The sequence below is a fragment of the Acidovorax sp. 56 genome, from assembly GCF_002749705.1.
In the GTDB taxonomy this organism is placed as follows: domain Bacteria; phylum Pseudomonadota; class Gammaproteobacteria; order Burkholderiales; family Burkholderiaceae_C; genus Acidovorax.
In genome coordinates this window covers 4705516-4723440 of sequence record NZ_PEEV01000001.1, presented here as the reverse complement: position 1 = coordinate 4723440, position 17925 = coordinate 4705516, and the positions used below count along the sequence as shown (strand labels likewise).

Below are 17925 nucleotides of genomic sequence, written 5' to 3'. Positions count from 1 at the left end.
ATTGACCTCTAGCGCTTGATAAATAAGCGCTAGCAGCTATATTTTTTATAGCAAACTCACTGCATGTCGCTGCGACGGGCGTCGTCCGCCAGCCGCACAGACTGCACCAGCTCGTGCACAAACCGGAGCTTGCCCATGGCCCCAGCCGACAAGGCAAACGGGTAGGCATCGCTTTGCCCCAGGCTGCGGTTCAGGCTGTTGAGCAGCAGGGTGAGCGGCACCCATTGGCGCACCATGTCGTCAAACCCCGGCGGCGGGGTGCCAAAGGGGTCTTGCATGCTGTGCAGCCAAGAGGCATGCGGCTCGGGCACCATCACCGTGGTTTGGTAGCTGGCTGCGGTTTCCAGCAAGTCCACCAAGTGCAGGTAGTGCGCCCAGGTCTCGGCCCAGTCTTCCCAGGGGTGTGCTGACGCATAAGCGCTCACATGGCGCTGCGCCCAGTCGCCCAGGTCGTTGCCCTTGGCGTAGTGCGCGCTCAGGGCCTGGGCATAGTCTTGCCGCTCGTCGCCAAACACGCTGCGAAAGGCATCGAGCCTGCCGCCATCGCGCACCAGTTGATCCCAGTAAAAATGCCCGGACTCGTGCCGCAAATGGCCGATCAGCGTGCGGTAGGGCTCGCCCAATGCAATGCGCCTGCGGGCGCGCTCGTCGTCATCGGCCTCGGCCACATTCAGGGTGATGGTGCCACCCAGGTGGCCCGTCAGCACCTCTGGGCCGCCGGGCCAGTCGGCCAGAAACTCAAACACCGGCCCTGATCGACCGGGCACGGGCTCCAGCCCCAGGCGCGCCAGGGTGTAAAAAAGCTGCCTTTTGGCGGCCTCGACTTGCTGCCAGCGCCCCAGGTTGGCGGGCTCTGAAAGGTCTGGCAGCACGCGTGTCTGCCGGCACGAGACGCACAGCGGCGAATAGTCGTTGGCAGGCACAGCAAAGTTGCAGGCACCGTGGGCCGTGCGGTTGTGGCACATGCGGTAGAGCTTGCCGCTGTGGGCCGAGCCGCCGCGCTCGCCCATGCGCCGCCACAGGTCAGGGCCATCCTGGGGTGCAGGGGTCAGCGCCGCCATGCTGAGCTGGTCGGGCACAAATGCCAACGTGCTGCCGCAGTGCAGGCATTGCACGCTGTCAAAAAAAACCAGGTGACCGCAGTGGTCGCAATTGAATACGCGCATGGTGCCGAAGCTTACCCCTTGAGCAGGTTCGTCCGCACACGCCCCATGCAGCAAGCATGGGCCCATGCGGCAAGACTCTGGAAAAAAACAAACCCACCCGCTGCATGGCAACGGGTGGGCTTGCGATGAGCGACGGGGACTGCGTGGGCACCTGCGCCCTGTCGCTGTTGGGTCCAGGGGCCTTCACAGACCCCCGATCCGTCAAGGCATTACAACATCAAGGGCGCACCACGATGCTGTTGCGCACTTCGCGCACATGCTTGGTGTTGCGGGCGATGTTTTCGGCCTGGTTCTTCTCGGCCTGCGACTTGGCAAAGCCAGACAGCTGTACGGTGCCGTTCAAGGTCTCCACGCTGATGGAGGTGGCGGAAACGGTTTTGTCTTCTGCCATCTTGGCCTTCACGGCGGTGGTGATGCCTGCGTCATCGACGTAGGCACCCACAGTCTGCTGGTCTCGGGCCACGGAGCAACCCGTAGCGGCCAGAACGGTGATGCCGGTCACGGCAGCAAAAGCAAGGGCACGTGCGTATTTCATGGGAATTCCTTCGTTGGAGATTGGAGAACGCGGGTGCTGACAACACAATCAACCCACTGGCCTGTTGCACCCTCCGTGGCCAAGGGATTGAGGCTGGCGCAAAGGTGCGTGCCAGACACGGCACCCGCCCCTGCGCCCGCAGAAAATCAAATTCAATGCATGCGGTTGCGGCGCGACAACCACAGGGCCAATGCCCCCAAGGCGGCCCCCGAGGCCACAGCAATCGCAACCGATTTGCCGGGTTGCTCTGCCACATAGCGCGAGGTGGCTTCAGAGGCGTGGCGCAACTGGCGGCGGGCGCGGTCACTGGTTTCAGCGCAGTATTCAATGCTGCGCGCAGCGATGTCTTGTGCACGGGAAGCCAGGTCTTGAATCGCGGGGCTGGCGTCTTCGCGCAACTGGCGCACCCTGCCTTCGGCCAGGCTCAAAGAGGCATCTGCCTTGGTGCGGGTGGCCTTGACGGCTTCTTCTGCGCTTTGCAGCACGTCATCGGCCAGGTTGCGGGCGGTGTGGCTCAACTTCTCGGTACTCGTTTGGATGCTCATCGGTAACTCCTTGTCAGTGGTAACAGTGGATGTGGCAGTGAAGGACACGGGTGGCGGTGCACTGCAGGCGGGTGGGCCTTGAAGCTCAGCCCCGCTTGAGCAAGCCAAACACGAAGGTCACAACGGCCATGATCACAAACACAAAGAACAGAATCTTTGCGATGCCCACGGCCCCGGCTGCGATGCCACCAAAGCCAAACAGGGCGGCAACCAGCGCAATCACCAAAAACACAACGGCGTAATGCAACATGAACTTCTCCCAGAAAGTGCCAGCAGATCACCGGCGGTTGAAGAGCGCGCCGCCATCTCGGCGCTTGGCGTGATGGGCCACAGGTCACTGCACACGGCTCGGCAGTGTCAGGCCATGCCTGTTGTCTGCCCAGACTTTCCGGTAGGCCCGGCCCGTTCTGTTTGATGTGCAGAGAGTTGTGGAGCAACTCGCTGGGTTCCACTGTAGGTTTTCAAGCGGCCTGCCCGTGCCGGTGGCTGGCGCAGCCGCATGTCAGTGGGCAGACGGGGGCGGTGTAGGACGGCGCCTGACGGCCTGGGCCTGGGCGATGCCACGGGCCTGCGCTAGGCGCGAAAGTGCCCAGAAAGTGCCCAGAAAGTGCAGCCTGCCATGCGGTCGATGACGGCACGCCAGGGCCATCGCGGGCAACGGCCGGGCCTTATGCCGCGATGCCGCGAAGTGCGATCCGCTGGCCTGCTGGGCATGCCAGGAGCCCTCTGGCAGGCCAGCAGCAGCGATCAACGCTGCAGGGGCAGCACAGCAGACAGCAACGTGCCGTTGCCTGGGCTGGAGTGCACGCTCAGGCGCCCGCCGGCAGCCTCCACCCGGTGGCGCATGCCCGCCAGCCCGTGCGAGGAAACGCGCACGCTGGCGGGGTCAAAGCCCGTGCCGTTGTCATGTACCTGCACCGCCACATGCTTGGGGTGGGCGTGCACCGACACCAGCACTTTGGTGGCCTGGGCGTATTTGCCAATGTTGGTCAGTGCTTCTTGCACCATGCGGTACACCGTCAACTGCGCGCCCCCAGGGAGCTCCACCTGCTCCAGGTTGGTTTCCACCTCGATGCCAGCGCGCTGTGCGTATTCGCGGGTCAAAATTTCTAGCGCAGCCGTCAGCCCCAGGTGCGAGAGCGATGAAGGCCGCAGGTCTTCGATGATGCGGCGCTTGAGGGCGATGCCGCTGTTGAGCGTGTCTGTCAGGTGTTTGAGGCGCTCGGCCACGTCGGGCACCGTGGCGTCGATCTTGGACTTCAACCGCGCCACATCGAGCTTGGCCGCCGTGAGCAGCGCTCCCAGTTCATCATGCAGCTCGCGGGCCAGGTGGCCGCGCTCGTCTTCGCGCACTTGCTGCAGGTGGTTGGCCAGCTCGGACAGCGTGGCCGTGCGCTCGCGCACCAGGCCCTCCAGCCGGTCACGCTCGTACTCCAGCAGTGCCTGCTCGCGCTGGTTGACCAACAGCAGCGCATGGGCTTGGCGCAGGTACATGAAAAACGCCAGCAGGCCAATCGCCGTCACCGTCGCAATGCCAATGCGCGAGAGCATCAGCGATTGCAGAATCTGCTCCTGCCCCAGTTGGACCTTGGCCGAGCTGCGCTCAATCAGCGCATGCGCGTGTTTGCGGATTTCGTCCATGTTCTCGCGCCCCATGTCGGTGTGCAAGACGAACTTCCAGGCATCTTCATTGCCTTGCCTGCGCAGCCGCAGGCTCAGCTCCATCTCGGCCAGCTTGCGCGACACCTGGCGCGACAGGTGGGCCACCTCTTGCAAATCTTCTCTCGAATCCACGAACTGGTTGCGCAGCGTATCCAGGTGGCTTTGCACCGCCGTCATGGCCTTGTCGTAGGGCTCGAGGTAGGTGTCGTTGCCCGTGAGCAGATAACCCCGCTGGCCCGTTTCTGCGTCCAGCATGCTTTGCAGCAAACTATTGACCGCGCCGCGCGTTACCTGCCACTGGCTCATCTGGCGCACGGCATCCTGCGAACGCATGTGCCCCGTTTCATTGATACCCACCAATACTGCAGCGGCGAGTAGGGCCATGGGCAGGCTCAGCGCCATGCGCCGCACCTTGGGAAGCCAGCGCTGAAAGGTTGCTTGCAGTGTCATAGATTGGAATCAGGATAGAGTTTCATGGTCTGCGTGCTGCGCGCTACCGGCCAAACAGCACCCACCGCAGGGTTTCAACATCTCACCGCAGGCGGCTTGTCCGCCCTTTTGAAAGAACGTTCAATGATCAAAATTGGCATTGTGGATGACCACGCAATTGTTCGCACTGGCTTGCGCCAGTTCCTGTCGGAGCATGTTGATCTGCGGGTGGAAGGCGAAGCGTCTAACGGCCGTGAAGCCATCGACCTGGTGCGCAACCATGAAATCGACGTGCTGCTGATGGACCTGTCGATGCCCGGCCAAAGCGGCCTGGATGCACTGGCCATGCTGCGTGCCAAGGCGCCAGACATGGGCATCCTCATCCTGAGCGGCTACCCTGAAGAACACTACGCCATCAACCTCATCCGCCAGGGTGCCAGCGGCTATCTGAACAAGGAGTGCGAGCCTTCCGAGATCGTGGAAGCGATTCGCGTCATCTCGCTGGGAAAACGCTACCTCACCCCCACCGTGGCAGACCTGCTTGCGCAGCAGCTCAACCGCAAGGACGATGCCCCGCCGCATGAACAACTGTCCGAACGCGAGTTCCAGGTCTTCTTGAAACTGGCCAAAGGCGAAACCGCCGGAGACATTGCCAAAGACTTGTCGCTGAGCGTCAAAACCGTCAGCACCTACCGCACGCGGCTGATGGAGAAAATGGCACTCTCGTCCAACAGCGACCTGACGTACTACGCGCTCAAGAACCAGCTGATTGATTGACAGGGAGGGCAGGCTTCGCCTGCCCGATGGGCCATTGGGGTTGCGCCGCGCCCTAGGCCTTGCCACAAGCACGCAAGCCGCCATACCAGAGTCTCCAGCGCGTGAGGAAAGCGGCTCCCAACGATGGCCCCCACCGCGTGGGCGGCAGTGCAAAAACACAGTCAGTGCCACCGCACGATCACTGCAAAGCGCACCTCAAGGGCGGCTGCGTTCCATGCAGTAATCCACCAGCGCATCGATTTCGTTGGACTTGTCAAACACCGCATCCACGCCCAGTTGGGCGCAGCGCATGCGGATGTCAGGGGTGGCGTAGTTGCTCAGCACCACCATTTTTTGATCGGGGTTGCGTGCACGGCAAGCCTCCAGCACCCCCAGGCCGCTGCCTTGGCGCAAGAAGAGATCCACAATCGCCAAGTCCCACTGGGCTGCGCGCTCTGTGAGCCAGGTCTTGCCTTCGTCCTCGGTTTCGGCGAAACCTACCGGCTCTATCGACGCAAGCTCTTCCAGAGTGCCAATGAGATTTTCGCGGATGGTGGCGTTGTCTTCAACAATGTAGGTACGGAGTTTCACAGGCTGGCCCAATGCTCTGGCCTCCCACAAACGAGGTGCGGCCGAGCCCTTACTGTACGTGCATCTTTTTTACAATTTTGCCAGCCAGCACTGGCGCAGACCGTAGGAATATTCCTACTCCCTGCCCCATCGGCAGGCCTGTCGTTACGGGCCGCGATGGCTGCAAACCTTGCAGCCGCTGTCGCGCGGAACGTTCATCGTGCTCCACTCCATGCTGCGTCCGTCCAGCATCAAGAGCCGCCCCGTCATCGCTGGCGCAGCCCCCGACACCAGCTTGAGCGCCTCTGCCGCCTGCATGGCGCCTATCACCCCCACCAGCGGCGCAAAGACGCCCATGGTGGAGCATTGCACCTCTTCAAACTCTGCATCCGGCGCAAACATGCACGCGTAGCAGGGCGACGCCGCATCGCGTGGGTCGAACACCATGATCTGGCCATCAAACCGGATCACCGCCCCCGCCACCAAAGGCACACCATGGCGAATGCAGGCTGCATTGACGGCATGGCGTGTGGTGTAGTTGTCGCTGCAGTCCAGCACCACGCTGGCCTGGGGCACCCAGGTGTCGAGCAGCGCTTCATCGGCCTTCTGCTGCAAGGTCGTGATGTGCACATCGGGGTTGATGGCGTGCACCGCCTGCGCAGCCGACGCTACCTTGGGCTGCCCCACCCGGTCGGTGGTGTGGGCCACCTGCCGCTGCAGGTTGGTCAGGTCGACCACATCATGGTCTACCAGCGTGATGCGCCCCACCCCGGCAGAGCCCAGGTACAAGGCTGCTGGCGAGCCCAACCCACCGGCACCAATGACCAATGCATTCGCGGCCAGCACCCGCTCCTGTCCTTCAATCCCTACCTCATCGAGCAGGATATGGCGCGAGTAGCGCAGCAGCTGTTCATCGGTCATTGTTTGTCATCCACCACGTTAAAAAGGCCGGGCTCCTTGCGGGAGCCCGGCCTTGTTCACACAGAAAACCAAGCGGGGCTTAGTTTTCCTTCTTTTCTTCCTTGCGCTCGGTCAGCGTCTTGCTCACCAGGACTTCACGGCCCTTGAGCTTATTGAGCGCCTGCGTGAGCTGGAAGTCTTTGTCGGTACCAAACTCGGGAAGCTTGCGCTCAGCTGCTGGCTTTTTGGCTTCTTCTTCCAGACGCTTGCGCGCTTCCTCACGGGCCTTTTCGCGGGCCTCGTCCTTTTGCTCTTCGCCTTGGCCGCTGCCCAGGTGCTTGTCCAGGTCGGCTTCACGCATGCGCAGGGCGGCAAACACGTTACCCTCTTCCGACTCGTCGATCATGACGTCAGGCACGATGCCCTTGGCCTGGATGGACTTGCCGCTGGGGGTGTAGTAGCGGGCGGTGGTGAGCTTGATGCCCGTGTCCGGCCCCAAAGGCCGCACGGTTTGCACCGAACCCTTGCCGAAGGTCTGGCTGCCCATGATGGTGGCGCGCTTGTGGTCTTGCAACGCACCGGCCACGATTTCGCTGGCAGAGGCGGACCCCTCATTGACCAGCACCACCAGGGGCACCGATTTGATCCCTGCGGGCAGGCGGCGCAGAGGGTCGCTGCCGCTGCGGCGCTGGTAAAACTCGGGCGACGCCTTGTAAGTCGCTTTGCTCTCAGCCAACTGGCCGTTGGTGCTGACCACGGTCACGTTCTCAGGCAAGAAAGCTGCCGAGATCGCCACCGCCGCATCCAGCAAACCACCGGGGTCGTTGCGCAAGTCCAGCACCAGGCCCTTCAGGTTAGGGTCTTGCTTGTAGACGTCTTCGACCTTGCGCACAAAGTCGTCCACCGTACGTTCCTGGAACTGAGACAAGCGGATCCAGGCATAACCTGGCTCCATCACCTTGCCTTTGACGGACTGGGTCTTGATTTCTTCACGGATGATGGTCACCGGGAAGGAGCGGTTTTCGTCCTTGCGGAAGATGGTGAGCGTGACCTTGGTGTTGGGCTCGCCCCGCATGCGCTTGACCGAATCGCTGAGCGACAGGCCCTTGACGGCGGTGTCGTCGATCTTGGTGATCAGGTCGTTGGTCTTGAGCCCAGCGCGGAAGGCAGGTGAGCCCTCGATGGGGGACACCACCTTGATGAGGCCCTCTTCCTGCGTGATCTCGATGCCCACGCCCACAAAGCGGCCCGTGGTGCCTTCGCGGAATTCCTTGAACGACTTCTTGTCGAAATACTGCGAGTGCGGGTCCAGGCTAGAGACCATGCCCGAGATGGCATCGGTCATGAGCTTCTTGTCATCCACAGGCTCGACATAGTCGGTCCTGACAAGGCCAAACACGGCAGACAGCTGCTGCATTTCTTCCAGCGGAAGCGGCACCATGGCACCGCGTGCCACGGTCTGCAATGACACGGTGGTCAGCGCACCGGCCACCACACCTACCGACACCCATCCTGCAATTTTGAGTTTCTGGCCCATACAACACCTTTTACCGCTTCAATATACACCTTGGAAGGGCCGCGCCCGTCGCAGTTCCGCGCGGGCGCTCACTTTGGCAGGATCTGGAGGGATTTTCCCGCAGATTTACAGCGTCTTTACGCTTTGCCTTGCGAAGCCACGGCTGCAGCGGCCTTGGCCGCAGCTTCTGCATCGCCCAGATAGTAGTGGCGGATGGGCTTGAGGTTGTCGTCCAGCTCGTAAACCAGCGGAATCCCGTTGGGAATGTTCAGGCCCACGATATCGCCGTCGGAGATGTTGTCCAGGTACTTGACCAGGGCGCGGATGGAATTGCCGTGCGCAGCCACCACCACGCGCTGGCCCGAGCGAATGGCCGGGGCCATGGTGTCGTTCCAAAACGGCAGCACGCGGGCCACGGTGTCCTTGAGGCACTCGGTCAGCGGGATTTGCTCGGGGCTGAGCTGGCTGTAGCGGATGTCGCTGCGCTCGCTGCGGGGGTCGGTGGCTTCCAGCGCTGGCGGGGGGGTGTCGTAGCTGCGGCGCCACACCAGCACCTGCTCATCGCCATATTGCTTGGCCATGTCGCCCTTGTTCAGGCCCTGCAGCGCGCCGTAGTGGCGCTCGTTCAGGCGCCAGCTGTGCACCACGGGCAACCAGGTGCGGTCCATCTCGTCCAGGGCATGCCACAGGGTGCGCGTGGCACGCTTGAGCACACTGGTGTAGGCCACATCAAACTCGTAACCCTCGGCCTTGAGCAGGCGGCCGGCGTTCTTGGCCTGGTCCACGCCCGTGGGGGTGAGGTCCACGTCGGTCCAGCCGGTGAAGCGGTTTTCAAGGTTCCAGGTGGATTCGCCGTGGCGGATCAGAACGAGTTTGTGCATGGTTTCCCTAGAAAGAGCGGGTCAAAACCTTACATTCTAAAATTGCTCTGTTTGCCAACCCAAGGAATCTTCGTGAAATTCTTCATCGACAACTGGTATTTGCTCGTCGTAGCCCTCGCATCGGGCAGCATGCTGCTGTGGCCCACACTGCGCAGCGCTAGCGCTGGCTCGCTTTCCCCGGCCCAGGCCGTGCAACTCATCAACCGGGAAAAAGCCGTCGTCATCGACGTATGCGAAGCCGAGGAATTTGCCGCAGGCCACGTGGGTGGCGCTAAAAACGTGCCCCTGGGCCAACTCGAAGAGCGCCTGCCCAGCCTCGTCAAGAACAAAAGCCTGCCCGTGGTGCTGGTGTGTGCCTCTGGCGCCCGAGCCAACCGCGCGGTGGCTGTGGCCAAAAAACTGGGCTACGAAAAAGCCGAAGCCCTGGCCGGCGGCCTCAAAGCCTGGCGCGATGCCAGCATGCCCGTCGAAAAAGCCTGAACGCGCCATTTACTGCAGGAGAGCACCATGCAACCCGTCAAGATGTACACCACCGCCGTCTGCCCTTACTGCATTCGCGCCAAGCAGATTCTCAAATCCAAAGGCGTGGAGCAGATTGAGGAAATCCGCATCGACATGGACCCCGAAGCCCGCAACCACATGATGGAGATCACCGGCCGGCGCACCGTGCCGCAAATCTTCATTGGCACCACCCATGTGGGCGGCCACGACGATCTGGTGGCACTGGACGGACGTGGGGGCTTGATGCCGCTGCTGGGCGCTGCCTGATTCTGGCAACCCCACCTACGGGCGCTGCATAATGCAGCCCCATGTGCCCGCTGCGGGAGCTGATCCCCGGCGGGTTTTGTTTTGCAAGCAACTTCAGTTTGAGCAAACGTAAATCGTAAGTAGAGAGACTTAACCCATGGCCGATCAAGACACCCCCGTTTTCCAGATCCAGCGCGTTTACCTGAAGGACCTGTCGCTCGAGCAGCCCAACTCCCCCGCCATCCTGCTCGAACAAGAGCAACCCAGCGTGGACATCCAGCTGGGTGTGGAAGCCGCCCCCGTAGCCGATGGCATCTACGAAATCTGCGTCACGGCCACCGTGCAGACCAAGATCAAGGAAAAGACCGTGTTCCTGGTCGAAGCCAAGCAAGCAGGCATCTTTGAAGTGCGCAACATCCCTGAAGACCAAATGGGCGCCATCATGGGCATCGCTTGCCCCCAGATCGTGTACCCCTACCTGCGCGGCAACGTGGCCGATCTGATCAACCGCGCTGGCTTCCCGCCCGTGCACCTGGCCGAAATCAACTTCCAGGCCATGTACGAGCAGCAACAGCAAGCCGCAGCGGCCGACACCGCCGTGGCCCAGTAAGCCACCGGCATCGCTGCATTGGCTCCCATTTGCGATTCATTTTGCAGATTGGATTGCAGACCAACAAGGGGCCTTCGGGCCCCTTTTGCTTGATACAAGGGCGTAAGCAGCTATGAAAATCGTAGTACTCGGCGCAGGCGCCTGGGGCACTGCCGTAGCACTGAGCGCGGCGCAGCACCCTGCGGGCCACCAGGTCACGCTGTGGGCCCGTAGCGCAACACAGGCCAGCAGCATGCAGGCACTGCATGAAAACCGCCACTACCTGCCCGGCATTGCGCTGCCCCCCTCTTTGCAACTGGCCAGTGGCGACGCACTGGCCGCTTGCGCGCAGGCAGACCTCATCATCGTGGCCACCCCCATGGCCGCCCTGCGCGGCATGCTCACACAGTTGCAGGGCAGTGCCGCCCCTGTGGCTTGGCTGTGCAAAGGGTTTGAGGCAGCCCACGGCACGCACTCTGCCGCAGGCCTGCTAGCGCACGAGGTGTGCGCCCAGGTGGCGCCCGCGCTGCGCGCGGGTGTGCTCAGCGGCCCCAGCTTTGCGCTGGAAGTGGCCCGCAACCAGCCCACAGCGCTGGTCGCAGCCAGCGAACACGCGACCGTACGCGACACCCTGGTGGCCGCCTTCCACAGCCCCAGTGTGCGGGTGTATGCCAACGAAGACATCGTTGGCGTGGAGGTGGGCGGCGCGGTAAAAAACGTGCTGGCCATTGCCACCGGCCTGTGCGATGGGCTGCAGCTGGGGCTGAACGCCCGTGCCGCACTCATCACACGCGGCCTGGCCGAGATGACCCGGCTGGGCGTGGCACTGGGCGCGCGGCCCGAGACCTTCATGGGCCTGTCGGGCATGGGCGACCTGGTGCTGACGGCCACTGGCGACCTTTCGCGCAACCGGCGCGTGGGCCTGCTGCTGGCCGAGGGCAAAACGCTGCAGCAAGCCGTCGAATCCCTGGGCCATGTGGCCGAGGGCGTTTACTGCGCCCGCACTGTGGCGCAGCGCGCAGCGGGCTTGGGCGTGGACATGCCCATCACCCAGGCCGTGGTGGCGCTGCTGGACGGGGGCATGACCCCAGCCCAGGCCGTGGCAAGGCTGATGGGGCGCGGCCCGGCCTCAGAGCAGGTCTAAAAGAACCGCCGCTTAATCACGAAAACAAAAGGGGGCCGCCAAGGCCCCCTTTTGTTTTCGCCGAGGTGTTACAGCCCCAACTCCAGCGCCAGCAACTCGTCCACCGTCTGGCGGCGGCGGATCAGGCGGTGCTCAGCGCCGTCCACCAGCACTTCGGCAATCAGCGGACGGGTGTTGTAGTTGGAGGACATAGAGGCGCCATAAGCCCCCGTGTCGTGCAACACCACCAGGTCGCCCACCTGCGCGGCGGGCAGGTCGCGCGGCAGCACCACGCCACCGTCGCCCTGGGTGAACACATCGCCCGACTCGCACAGCGGACCAGCCACCACGGTGGGCTGGCTGGCGCCCTGGCTGCCATCGCGGCGCAGCACGCTCATGGCGTGGTAACTGCCGTACATCGAGGGGCGCATCAACTCGTTGAAGCCTGTATCGACCAGCACAAAGTGGTTGTTGCCCGCATTCTTGGTGGCACGCACCTCGCCCAGCAGCACGCCCGATTCGGCCACCAGGAAGCGGCCGGGCTCAATCTCCAGCCCCAGCTTGTGGCCCACGATGGCCTCGGCCTGCTGGCGTGCGGTGTTCCACAGGCCGTAGTAGTGCTGGGTGTCGATGACCGGCTCGCCCGCGCGGTAGGGGATGGACAGGCCACCACCGGCCGAGATGGCATGCAGGTCATGCCCGGCGGCATGCGCCGTGCGCACCAACTCCACCATGGCGCCACACACTTCGGCCAGGTGGCCGTAGTCCACGCCCGAGCCAATGTGCATGTGCAGGCCCGCCAGCGTCAGGCCCTGCTCGCGGATCGTCTGCAGCGCCAGCGGCAAGTCGGTGTGCCAGATGCCGTGCTTGCTGTGCTCGCCGCCCGTGTTGGTCTTGTTGCTGTGGCCATGGCCAAAGCCGGGGTTGATGCGCAGCCACACGGCGTGGCCCTTGGAGCGGGAGCCCAGCTGGCGCAGCATGTCGATGGAGCCTGCGTTAACGGGCACACCATGCTCTACCACGCAGTCGAGCGTGGCCGCGTCGAACAGATCGGCAGTGAACACAATTTCAGACGGCTCACCACCCGCTTTGAAGCCCGCCGCCAGCGCCCGCAGAATCTCGCCGCGCGAGACGGCGTCCACCTTCACGCCCTGCTCGCGCATGAGCTTGAGGATGTGGATGTTGGAGCAGGCCTTTTGTGCAAAGCGCACCGTATCGAAGTTGGACACCTGCGCAATGCGCTGGCGGATGGTGGCCGCGTCGTACACCCACAGCGGGGTGCCAAACGCGTCGGCCAAGGACCACAACTGGGCGGGGGTAAAGGGGTTGGACATGCAGGGCTCCAGGAATGCCGATCCACGGCAAGGAAAACGAACAACAAAAGACACCATGGCCCGCCATAAGGTGAGCAGCCTGCGCATCATGCCGCGGCCCATCCATCCAGTCCAATGGCAATTTTTCCATAGTCAATTCATTTTAGATATGCTTTGAACATGCCCACCCACCCTGCTTCAAACACCAGCCCCGCCCGCAGCGCCCTCATCACCCACCGGCACATCGAAGTCTTTCGCGCCGTGATGACGGCCAGCAGCGTGACCCATGCCGCCGCCCTGCTGGCCAGCTCGCAGCCCACCGTCAGCCGCGAGCTGGCCCGGCTGGAGCAGTTGCTGGGCTACCCGCTGTTTGAGCGGCAGCAGGGCCGGCTGCGCCCCAACGCCCGTGCGCTGGCCCTGTGGGATGAGGTGCAGCGATCGTGGCAGGGGCTGGAGCGCGTGGTGGAGCGGGCCGTGGCCCTGGGCCAATCGCACGAGGCCCAACTCTCGGTGCTGTGCCTGCCCGCCCTCGCCCACGCCCTGCTGCCCGGTGCCATCGCCCGGCTGCTGCAAACGCAGCCCCACCTGCGCGTGTCCATCACGCCGCAAGAATCGCCGCTGCTGGAGGAATGGATGAGCGCCCAGCGCTTTGACCTGGGCCTGAGCGAGCAAGCCGCCACGCCCCCCGGCGTGCAAGCCGTGCCGTTACTGACGCTGGACGAAGTGGCCGTGCTGCCCGCCGGGCACGCACTGGCGAACCAAGCCGTTCTGCGTTTGCAGGACTTTGCAGGCCAGCCGTTTGTGAGCCTGTCTGCCGACGACCCTTACCGCCGCCAGATCGACGAACGCTTTGCCCAAGCGGGCGTGGCGCGCCAGTTGCACCTGCAAACCCACAGCGCCGTGGCCGTGTGCGCGATGGTGCAGCAAGGCCTGGGGCTGGCCATCGTCAACCCGCTCACGGCCCTGGCCATGGCGGGGCCAGGGCTGGTGGTGCGCAGGCTGGGGTTCTCCGTGCCGTTCAGCGTCAACGCCTTGCTGCCGCTGTACCGCCCGGCGCTGCCGGAAGCCCAGCCACTGGTGCAGTCTTTGCAGGAGCAAGCCCAAGAAGTCACCGCCACGCTACAGCGCTTGCTGGCCCCACAGACATCCTGAGGTGGCGACGTACATTCAACAAAAAACAGGTCTAGCGCCTATAAAACAAGCGCAAGAAGCTACAATTTTCATAGCAAATTGCCCTGCTTCGCGTCCGCTGAAGCCCAAGGCGGCACGGCAGTGACTGCGACCACCGCGTTTGTCGCGTTAAACAGTGCTGCTGAATGCATGTAGCCCAGTGCAGTAAGCACAGACGAAAAAAACCGGCCTCAAGGGCCGGTTTTCGTTGAAAGCGCAGGAAGCCGCGCAGCAATCAGTAGCGACCGCCGCCGTAGCCACCCGAGCCATAGCCCACGTCGGAGCGTTTATTCGACGTGTACTCGCCAGCGTTATGCCCCCCGGCGCCACCACCGGCCTCACGCGGGCGGGCCAGGTTCACGACAATCGAGCGCCCGTCCACGGACATGCCGTGCAATGCGGAAATGGCCGCCTGAGCGACTTCTGCCGAAGCCATTTCCACAAAGCCAAAACCCTTGGAACGGCCGGTTTCGCGGTCCATCATGACCTTGGCGGAAGAGACTCCGCCGAACTCGGCAAAGTTGCTTTGCAGGCTGGCATCGGTCACGAAATAAGGCAGGTTGCCCACATAAATTTTGGTGCTCATGGAGAAGTCTTTCTGGTGAGGGGCGCGCAGCGAACGGCGCACGGGGAAGAATCGGTGTGCGGACTTGGAAGTCCGCCGCGATGGCAAAGGGTGGGTCGGCAGGGGGCTGATGGATCAGCACACCGGCGGGTGCGGCATGCAAGCTTGCAGCCAGCCCTGGGTCACCGCGAACAGACGGGCGGCTTCGGGCGAAGCAAAGGCTTTGTCAAAGCGGAACACGCGGCAGTAGCTGCCGTTGCCTTGAGACCGGTGGACCGAGAAGGAGGCGCGAAAGCGGCCACAGTCGGTCGGGTGTGTCGCGGGCGAAACGACGTACTTGCCCATGGAAATGGCTGTCTTGGAAATCTGGTGCATTCAGGGGAAACGCATACCCGGACCGGGTTGCGTGAGCTTCAAGGGAACACAGCTGGCGGTAGCTCTACCGTCCAGTTGGGCGACAAGGGTCGCAAAAGGCGGCTAGCACGCGCTGGTGAAAAACCGGCGTGCTAGCGTTGCAAAGACGGCGCGACTTGCCACGCCCTGTCAATACAACGGCACCCAGTATATGGCCAAACACATAAAAAGGCCAAACAATATTCTTCAAAGTTTTATAACGCCACGCTTGGCCGCTTGGCGCTCGGCCCATCGCCCATCGCAGGGTGGGGGCTGCCTGGTTGCAGCAGGGCCCCTATCACCCCGCCGCCATCCCCCGCACTTTCGCCGCCAGGCGCTCTTGCACGGCGGGCGAGACGAACTTGTCCACCTCGCCACCCAGCACCGCGATCTCGCGCACAAAGGTGCTGCTGATGAACTGGTACTTGTCGCTGGGGGTGAGGAAGACGGTTTCCACCTGCGGCATGAGGCTGCGGTTCATGCCGGCAAGCTGGAACTCGTAGTCAAAGTCGGTCACGGCGCGCAGGCCGCGCACCATGGCCTTGCCGCCGCGCGCCACCACAAAGTCGCGCAGCAGGCCCGAGAAGCTCTCGACCTGCACCTGCGGGTATTGGCGCGTGGCCTCGCGGACCATGTCGATGCGCTCTTCCAGGCTGAACAGGGTTTTTTTGTGGTGGCCGGCGGCCACGGCCACGATGACCTGGCCGAACAACTGGGTGGCTCTGCGCACCACGTCTTCATGGCCCAGGGTGATGGGGTCGAAGGTTCCGGGGTAAACGGCGAGGACGTTGTGGGCCATGGCGGGCTGTCTCCTGTGCTGACGGAATGGTCGTTGGCCCTGTGCCGGGCCGCGTGGGCGCATTATGCAGAGTGCACTGCAACATGGATGGCAGCGGCCAGCCCAGGCCACTTGGCAATTCACATAAAAATAGCTGCCAGCGCTTGATAAACAAGCGCTGGCAGCTATCAACTCAATAGCAACCTAATCGCAAATCAAGCGCAATTACAGCGCCACTGCGCGGCGCAGCAGGTGCGCGTGTACCGCCCCGGCCTTGAGGTGGCGGTGCACTGCCAGCCCCCAGGCGGCCAGCTCCTCGTCGGCCCAGGCGCGGGGCGCTTCCAGGTACACAAAGCCTTGCGCAGACACTGCCTGGGCGGCGGCTTGCAGGGCGGGGGTGAATAAGTCGCTGCCAAACGGCGGGTCGAGCAGCACCAAGTCCAGGCTGCCCGGCGCGGCTTGCTTGAGCGCGGCCACGCCGTCGCCGCGCTGCACACGCATGGCGGTAGCCTGCAGGCGCTGCTGCAGGGTGTGCAGCTGGGCCACCAGGGCGGCATCGCTTTCCACCAGTTGCACGCTGGCGGCGCCGCGCGAGGCGGCCTCAAACCCGAGCGCGCCGGTGCCTGCAAAGGCGTCCAGGCAGCGCCAGCCGCTCAGGTCCTGGCCCAGCCAGTTGAAGAGGGTTTCGCGCACGCGGTCGGGCGTGGGGCGCAGGCCGGGGCGCTGGGCCACGGGCAGACGGGTGCGCTTCCAGGCGCCGCCGATGATGCGCACCTCGCCCGCGCCTTTGGGGGCTGCCGCGGCAGGCTTGTCTTTGGCTGCACCCTTTTTGCCTGCCGGGGCGGCGGGCGCTGCGGCAGCGGCCTGGGCCTTGCGGATTTCGGCGTTGATGGCGGTGGTTTTCAGGGTCGAGCGGCTCATGGCTTGCCCCCTACCACCACAGTCACCATGCGTTCAGGCTGCAGCTTTTTGGCCATGGCCGTGCGCACGTCGGCCACGGTGAGGGCTTCCACCTTTTGCGTCCAGTGGTCCAAATAGTCGAGCGGCAGGCCGTTCCAGGCGATGTTGGCCACGTTGCCCAACAGCTTTTTGTTGCTGTCGATGCGCAGCGCAAAGCCGCCGATCAGGTTGTCCTTGGCGGCGCGCAGCTCGGCCTCGGTGGGGCCTTCGGCCACAAAGCGCTGCACCACATCACGCGCCACCTTCACGGCCTGGGCCGCCTGGTCGGGCCGGGTTTGCAGGCCGATGGTGAAGGCGCCAGCGTGAAGGCCGCCCGCAAAGTAGCTGTAGACGCTGTAGCTCAGGCCACGCTTTTCGCGCACTTCTTCGGTCAGGCGCGAGACAAAGCCACCGCCGCCCAGGATGTGGTTGCCCACCAGCAGGGCCAGGAAGTCCGGGTCGCGGCGCGGAAAGCCGGGCTGGCCAATGAGCACATGGGCCTGGGCCGAGGCGAAGGGGATGGCCTGCTCGGCCGCCGCCTTCAGGGGCTCGACCTCAGGCACCGCAGGCAGGGGCGCGCATTCGGCACCCGTGGCAGGCAGGCGGGCGAGCAGCTTGGTCACCAGCTCTTGCGCCTGGCTGCGGCTGACGGCGCCCACGATGCTGACACGGGCGCGGCAGGCCGCCACGGTTTGCGCATGGAAGGCCTGCAGGTCTTGCACGCTGATGCGGGCCAGCGTTTCAGGCGTGGTGCGCAGGCCGTAGGGGTGGCTGCCGTACACGGCGGTGGCAAAGGCCTCGGCCGCCACGTTGGCGGGGCGGGTGGCGGCCTCGCGCAGGCTGGCGGACCAGCGGGCGCGGTCGCGGGTCCAGATGTCAGCGGGCCAGCTGGGCTCGGCCAGTTGGCGGGCGGCCAGGCGGGCGGCGCGGTCAAGCAGCGGTGCGTCCGTCAGGGAGCGCAGCGAGTAGCGCAGGGCATCGTTGTCGGCCCCGGCTTCAAAGCCTGCGCCCAGGTCGGCCCAGGCCTCGCCCAGCGCGTTTTCGTCCAGCGCGGCTTCGCCGCCCTGCCCTTCTTTGTCGCCCTTTACGCCCTTGGCCGCCATCAGCGCCACTGCGCTGGCCAGGCCGGACTTTTCCGCCGGGTCGCGGCGGCTGCCTGCGTCAAAGTCGATTTGCACGTCCACCATGGGGATGACGGGGCTTTCGACCAGCCAGACCTTGGCGCCGCTGGGCTCTGTCCAGTGCTGGATGGGGAGCAGCGCCCAGGCGGGCGCAGCATAAAAAACCACGCTAGCGCATACCAGACAAGCGCTGGAAGCTACTTTTTTGATAGCAATCATGTAAATAT

21 protein-coding genes are annotated in these 17925 nt (G+C 63.8%); 6 read left to right on the top strand and 15 right to left on the bottom strand.

Features of this window, described 5'->3' with window-relative positions:
• Positions 1-56: 56 nt before the first annotated feature.
• From CLU88_RS20995 to CLU88_RS20975, 5 genes are all read right to left on the bottom strand, one after another.
• Complete coding sequence (locus CLU88_RS20995; protein WP_099659055.1) at positions 57-1166, bottom strand: putative zinc-binding metallopeptidase; 1110 nt, start codon at positions 1164-1166, stop codon at positions 57-59.
• Between the two features lie 217 nt (positions 1167-1383).
• The gene (locus CLU88_RS20990) at positions 1384-1701 is read right to left on the bottom strand and encodes a BON domain-containing protein (protein WP_099658262.1); all 318 of its coding nucleotides are present in this window, start codon (positions 1699-1701) and stop codon (positions 1384-1386) included.
• A 152-nt stretch (positions 1702-1853) separates the two neighbouring features.
• Positions 1854-2246 (bottom strand): DUF883 family protein, encoded by a 393-nt coding sequence (locus CLU88_RS20985; protein ID WP_099658261.1) that lies wholly within the window; start codon positions 2244-2246, stop codon positions 1854-1856.
• 85 nt (positions 2247-2331) lie between these two features.
• A complete protein-coding gene (locus CLU88_RS20980; protein ID WP_099658260.1) occupies positions 2332-2496 on the bottom strand; it encodes a DUF1328 domain-containing protein in 165 nt (54 codons plus the stop codon).
• A 497-nt stretch (positions 2497-2993) separates the two neighbouring features.
• Entirely contained in the window at positions 2994-4358 is a 1365-nt protein-coding gene (locus CLU88_RS20975; protein ID WP_099658259.1) for a CHASE3 domain-containing protein, read from the bottom strand.
• Positions 4359-4481: 123 nt separating this feature from the next.
• Here CLU88_RS20975 and CLU88_RS20970 point away from each other — a divergent pair, with 123 nt between their 5' ends.
• Positions 4482-5114 (top strand): response regulator transcription factor, encoded by a 633-nt coding sequence (locus tag CLU88_RS20970; protein ID WP_099658258.1) that lies wholly within the window; start codon positions 4482-4484, stop codon positions 5112-5114.
• A 195-nt stretch (positions 5115-5309) separates the two neighbouring features.
• Here CLU88_RS20970 and CLU88_RS20965 read toward each other — a convergent pair whose 3' ends face one another.
• The 4 genes from CLU88_RS20965 to gpmA form a co-directional block, all read right to left on the bottom strand.
• Positions 5310-5684, bottom strand: coding sequence for a response regulator (locus CLU88_RS20965; protein ID WP_099659054.1), 375 nt, complete (start codon positions 5682-5684; stop codon positions 5310-5312).
• Between the two features lie 144 nt (positions 5685-5828).
• Positions 5829-6584: a molybdopterin-synthase adenylyltransferase MoeB gene (locus CLU88_RS20960; RefSeq protein ID WP_099658257.1), complete on the bottom strand. Its 756-nt coding sequence runs from the start codon at positions 6582-6584 to the stop codon at positions 5829-5831.
• A gap of 79 nt (positions 6585-6663) precedes the next feature.
• Positions 6664-8100, bottom strand: a complete 1437-nt coding sequence (locus CLU88_RS20955; protein ID WP_099658256.1) for a S41 family peptidase — start codon at positions 8098-8100, stop codon at positions 6664-6666.
• 116 nt (positions 8101-8216) lie between these two features.
• The gene (gene gpmA, locus CLU88_RS20950) at positions 8217-8960 is read right to left on the bottom strand and encodes a 2,3-diphosphoglycerate-dependent phosphoglycerate mutase (protein WP_099658255.1); all 744 of its coding nucleotides are present in this window, start codon (positions 8958-8960) and stop codon (positions 8217-8219) included.
• Positions 8961-9032: 72 nt separating this feature from the next.
• Between gpmA and CLU88_RS20945 the strand changes: the two genes are divergently transcribed.
• The 4 genes from CLU88_RS20945 (at position 9033) to CLU88_RS20930 (ending at position 11440) form a co-directional block, all read left to right on the top strand.
• Complete coding sequence (locus CLU88_RS20945) at positions 9033-9440, top strand: rhodanese-like domain-containing protein (RefSeq protein ID WP_099658254.1); 408 nt, start codon at positions 9033-9035, stop codon at positions 9438-9440.
• 27 nt (positions 9441-9467) lie between these two features.
• On the top strand, positions 9468-9728 hold the full coding sequence (gene grxC, locus CLU88_RS20940) for a glutaredoxin 3 (protein WP_099658253.1): 261 nt from the start codon (positions 9468-9470) through the stop codon (positions 9726-9728).
• Between the two features lie 136 nt (positions 9729-9864).
• Entirely contained in the window at positions 9865-10317 is a 453-nt protein-coding gene (gene secB / locus CLU88_RS20935; protein WP_099658252.1) for a protein-export chaperone SecB, read from the top strand.
• 112 nt (positions 10318-10429) lie between these two features.
• Positions 10430-11440, top strand: a complete 1011-nt coding sequence (locus CLU88_RS20930) for an NAD(P)H-dependent glycerol-3-phosphate dehydrogenase (RefSeq protein ID WP_099658251.1) — start codon at positions 10430-10432, stop codon at positions 11438-11440.
• 68 nt (positions 11441-11508) lie between these two features.
• Here the strand turns inward: CLU88_RS20930 and lysA are convergent, their stop codons facing one another.
• Positions 11509-12753 carry a diaminopimelate decarboxylase gene (lysA, locus tag CLU88_RS20925; RefSeq protein WP_099658250.1) on the bottom strand — a complete coding sequence of 415 codons (1245 nt, stop codon included), beginning with the start codon at positions 12751-12753 and terminating at the stop codon, positions 11509-11511.
• 159 nt (positions 12754-12912) lie between these two features.
• Between lysA and CLU88_RS20920 the strand changes: the two genes are divergently transcribed.
• The gene (locus tag CLU88_RS20920; protein ID WP_099658249.1) at positions 12913-13884 is read left to right on the top strand and encodes a LysR family transcriptional regulator; all 972 of its coding nucleotides are present in this window, start codon (positions 12913-12915) and stop codon (positions 13882-13884) included.
• Between the two features lie 253 nt (positions 13885-14137).
• On the opposite strand, the gene CLU88_RS20915 is transcribed toward CLU88_RS20920, so the two are convergent.
• From CLU88_RS20915 to CLU88_RS20895, 5 genes are all read right to left on the bottom strand, one after another.
• Positions 14138-14488 carry an RNA-binding protein gene (locus CLU88_RS20915; RefSeq protein ID WP_099659053.1) on the bottom strand — a complete coding sequence of 117 codons (351 nt, stop codon included), beginning with the start codon at positions 14486-14488 and terminating at the stop codon, positions 14138-14140.
• 114 nt (positions 14489-14602) lie between these two features.
• Positions 14603-14842 (bottom strand): hypothetical protein, encoded by a 240-nt coding sequence (locus CLU88_RS20910; RefSeq protein ID WP_199173484.1) that lies wholly within the window; start codon positions 14840-14842, stop codon positions 14603-14605.
• Positions 14843-15158: 316 nt separating this feature from the next.
• The gene (gene coaD / locus CLU88_RS20905; protein WP_099658248.1) at positions 15159-15659 is read right to left on the bottom strand and encodes a pantetheine-phosphate adenylyltransferase; all 501 of its coding nucleotides are present in this window, start codon (positions 15657-15659) and stop codon (positions 15159-15161) included.
• Positions 15660-15863: 204 nt separating this feature from the next.
• Positions 15864-16559 (bottom strand): 16S rRNA (guanine(966)-N(2))-methyltransferase RsmD, encoded by a 696-nt coding sequence (rsmD, locus tag CLU88_RS20900; RefSeq protein ID WP_099658247.1) that lies wholly within the window; start codon positions 16557-16559, stop codon positions 15864-15866.
• Positions 16556-17917, bottom strand: coding sequence for a pitrilysin family protein (locus tag CLU88_RS20895; protein ID WP_099658246.1), 1362 nt, complete (start codon positions 17915-17917; stop codon positions 16556-16558). The genes rsmD and CLU88_RS20895 overlap by 4 nt, the downstream gene beginning before the upstream one ends.
• Positions 17918-17925: the final 8 nt, after the last annotated feature.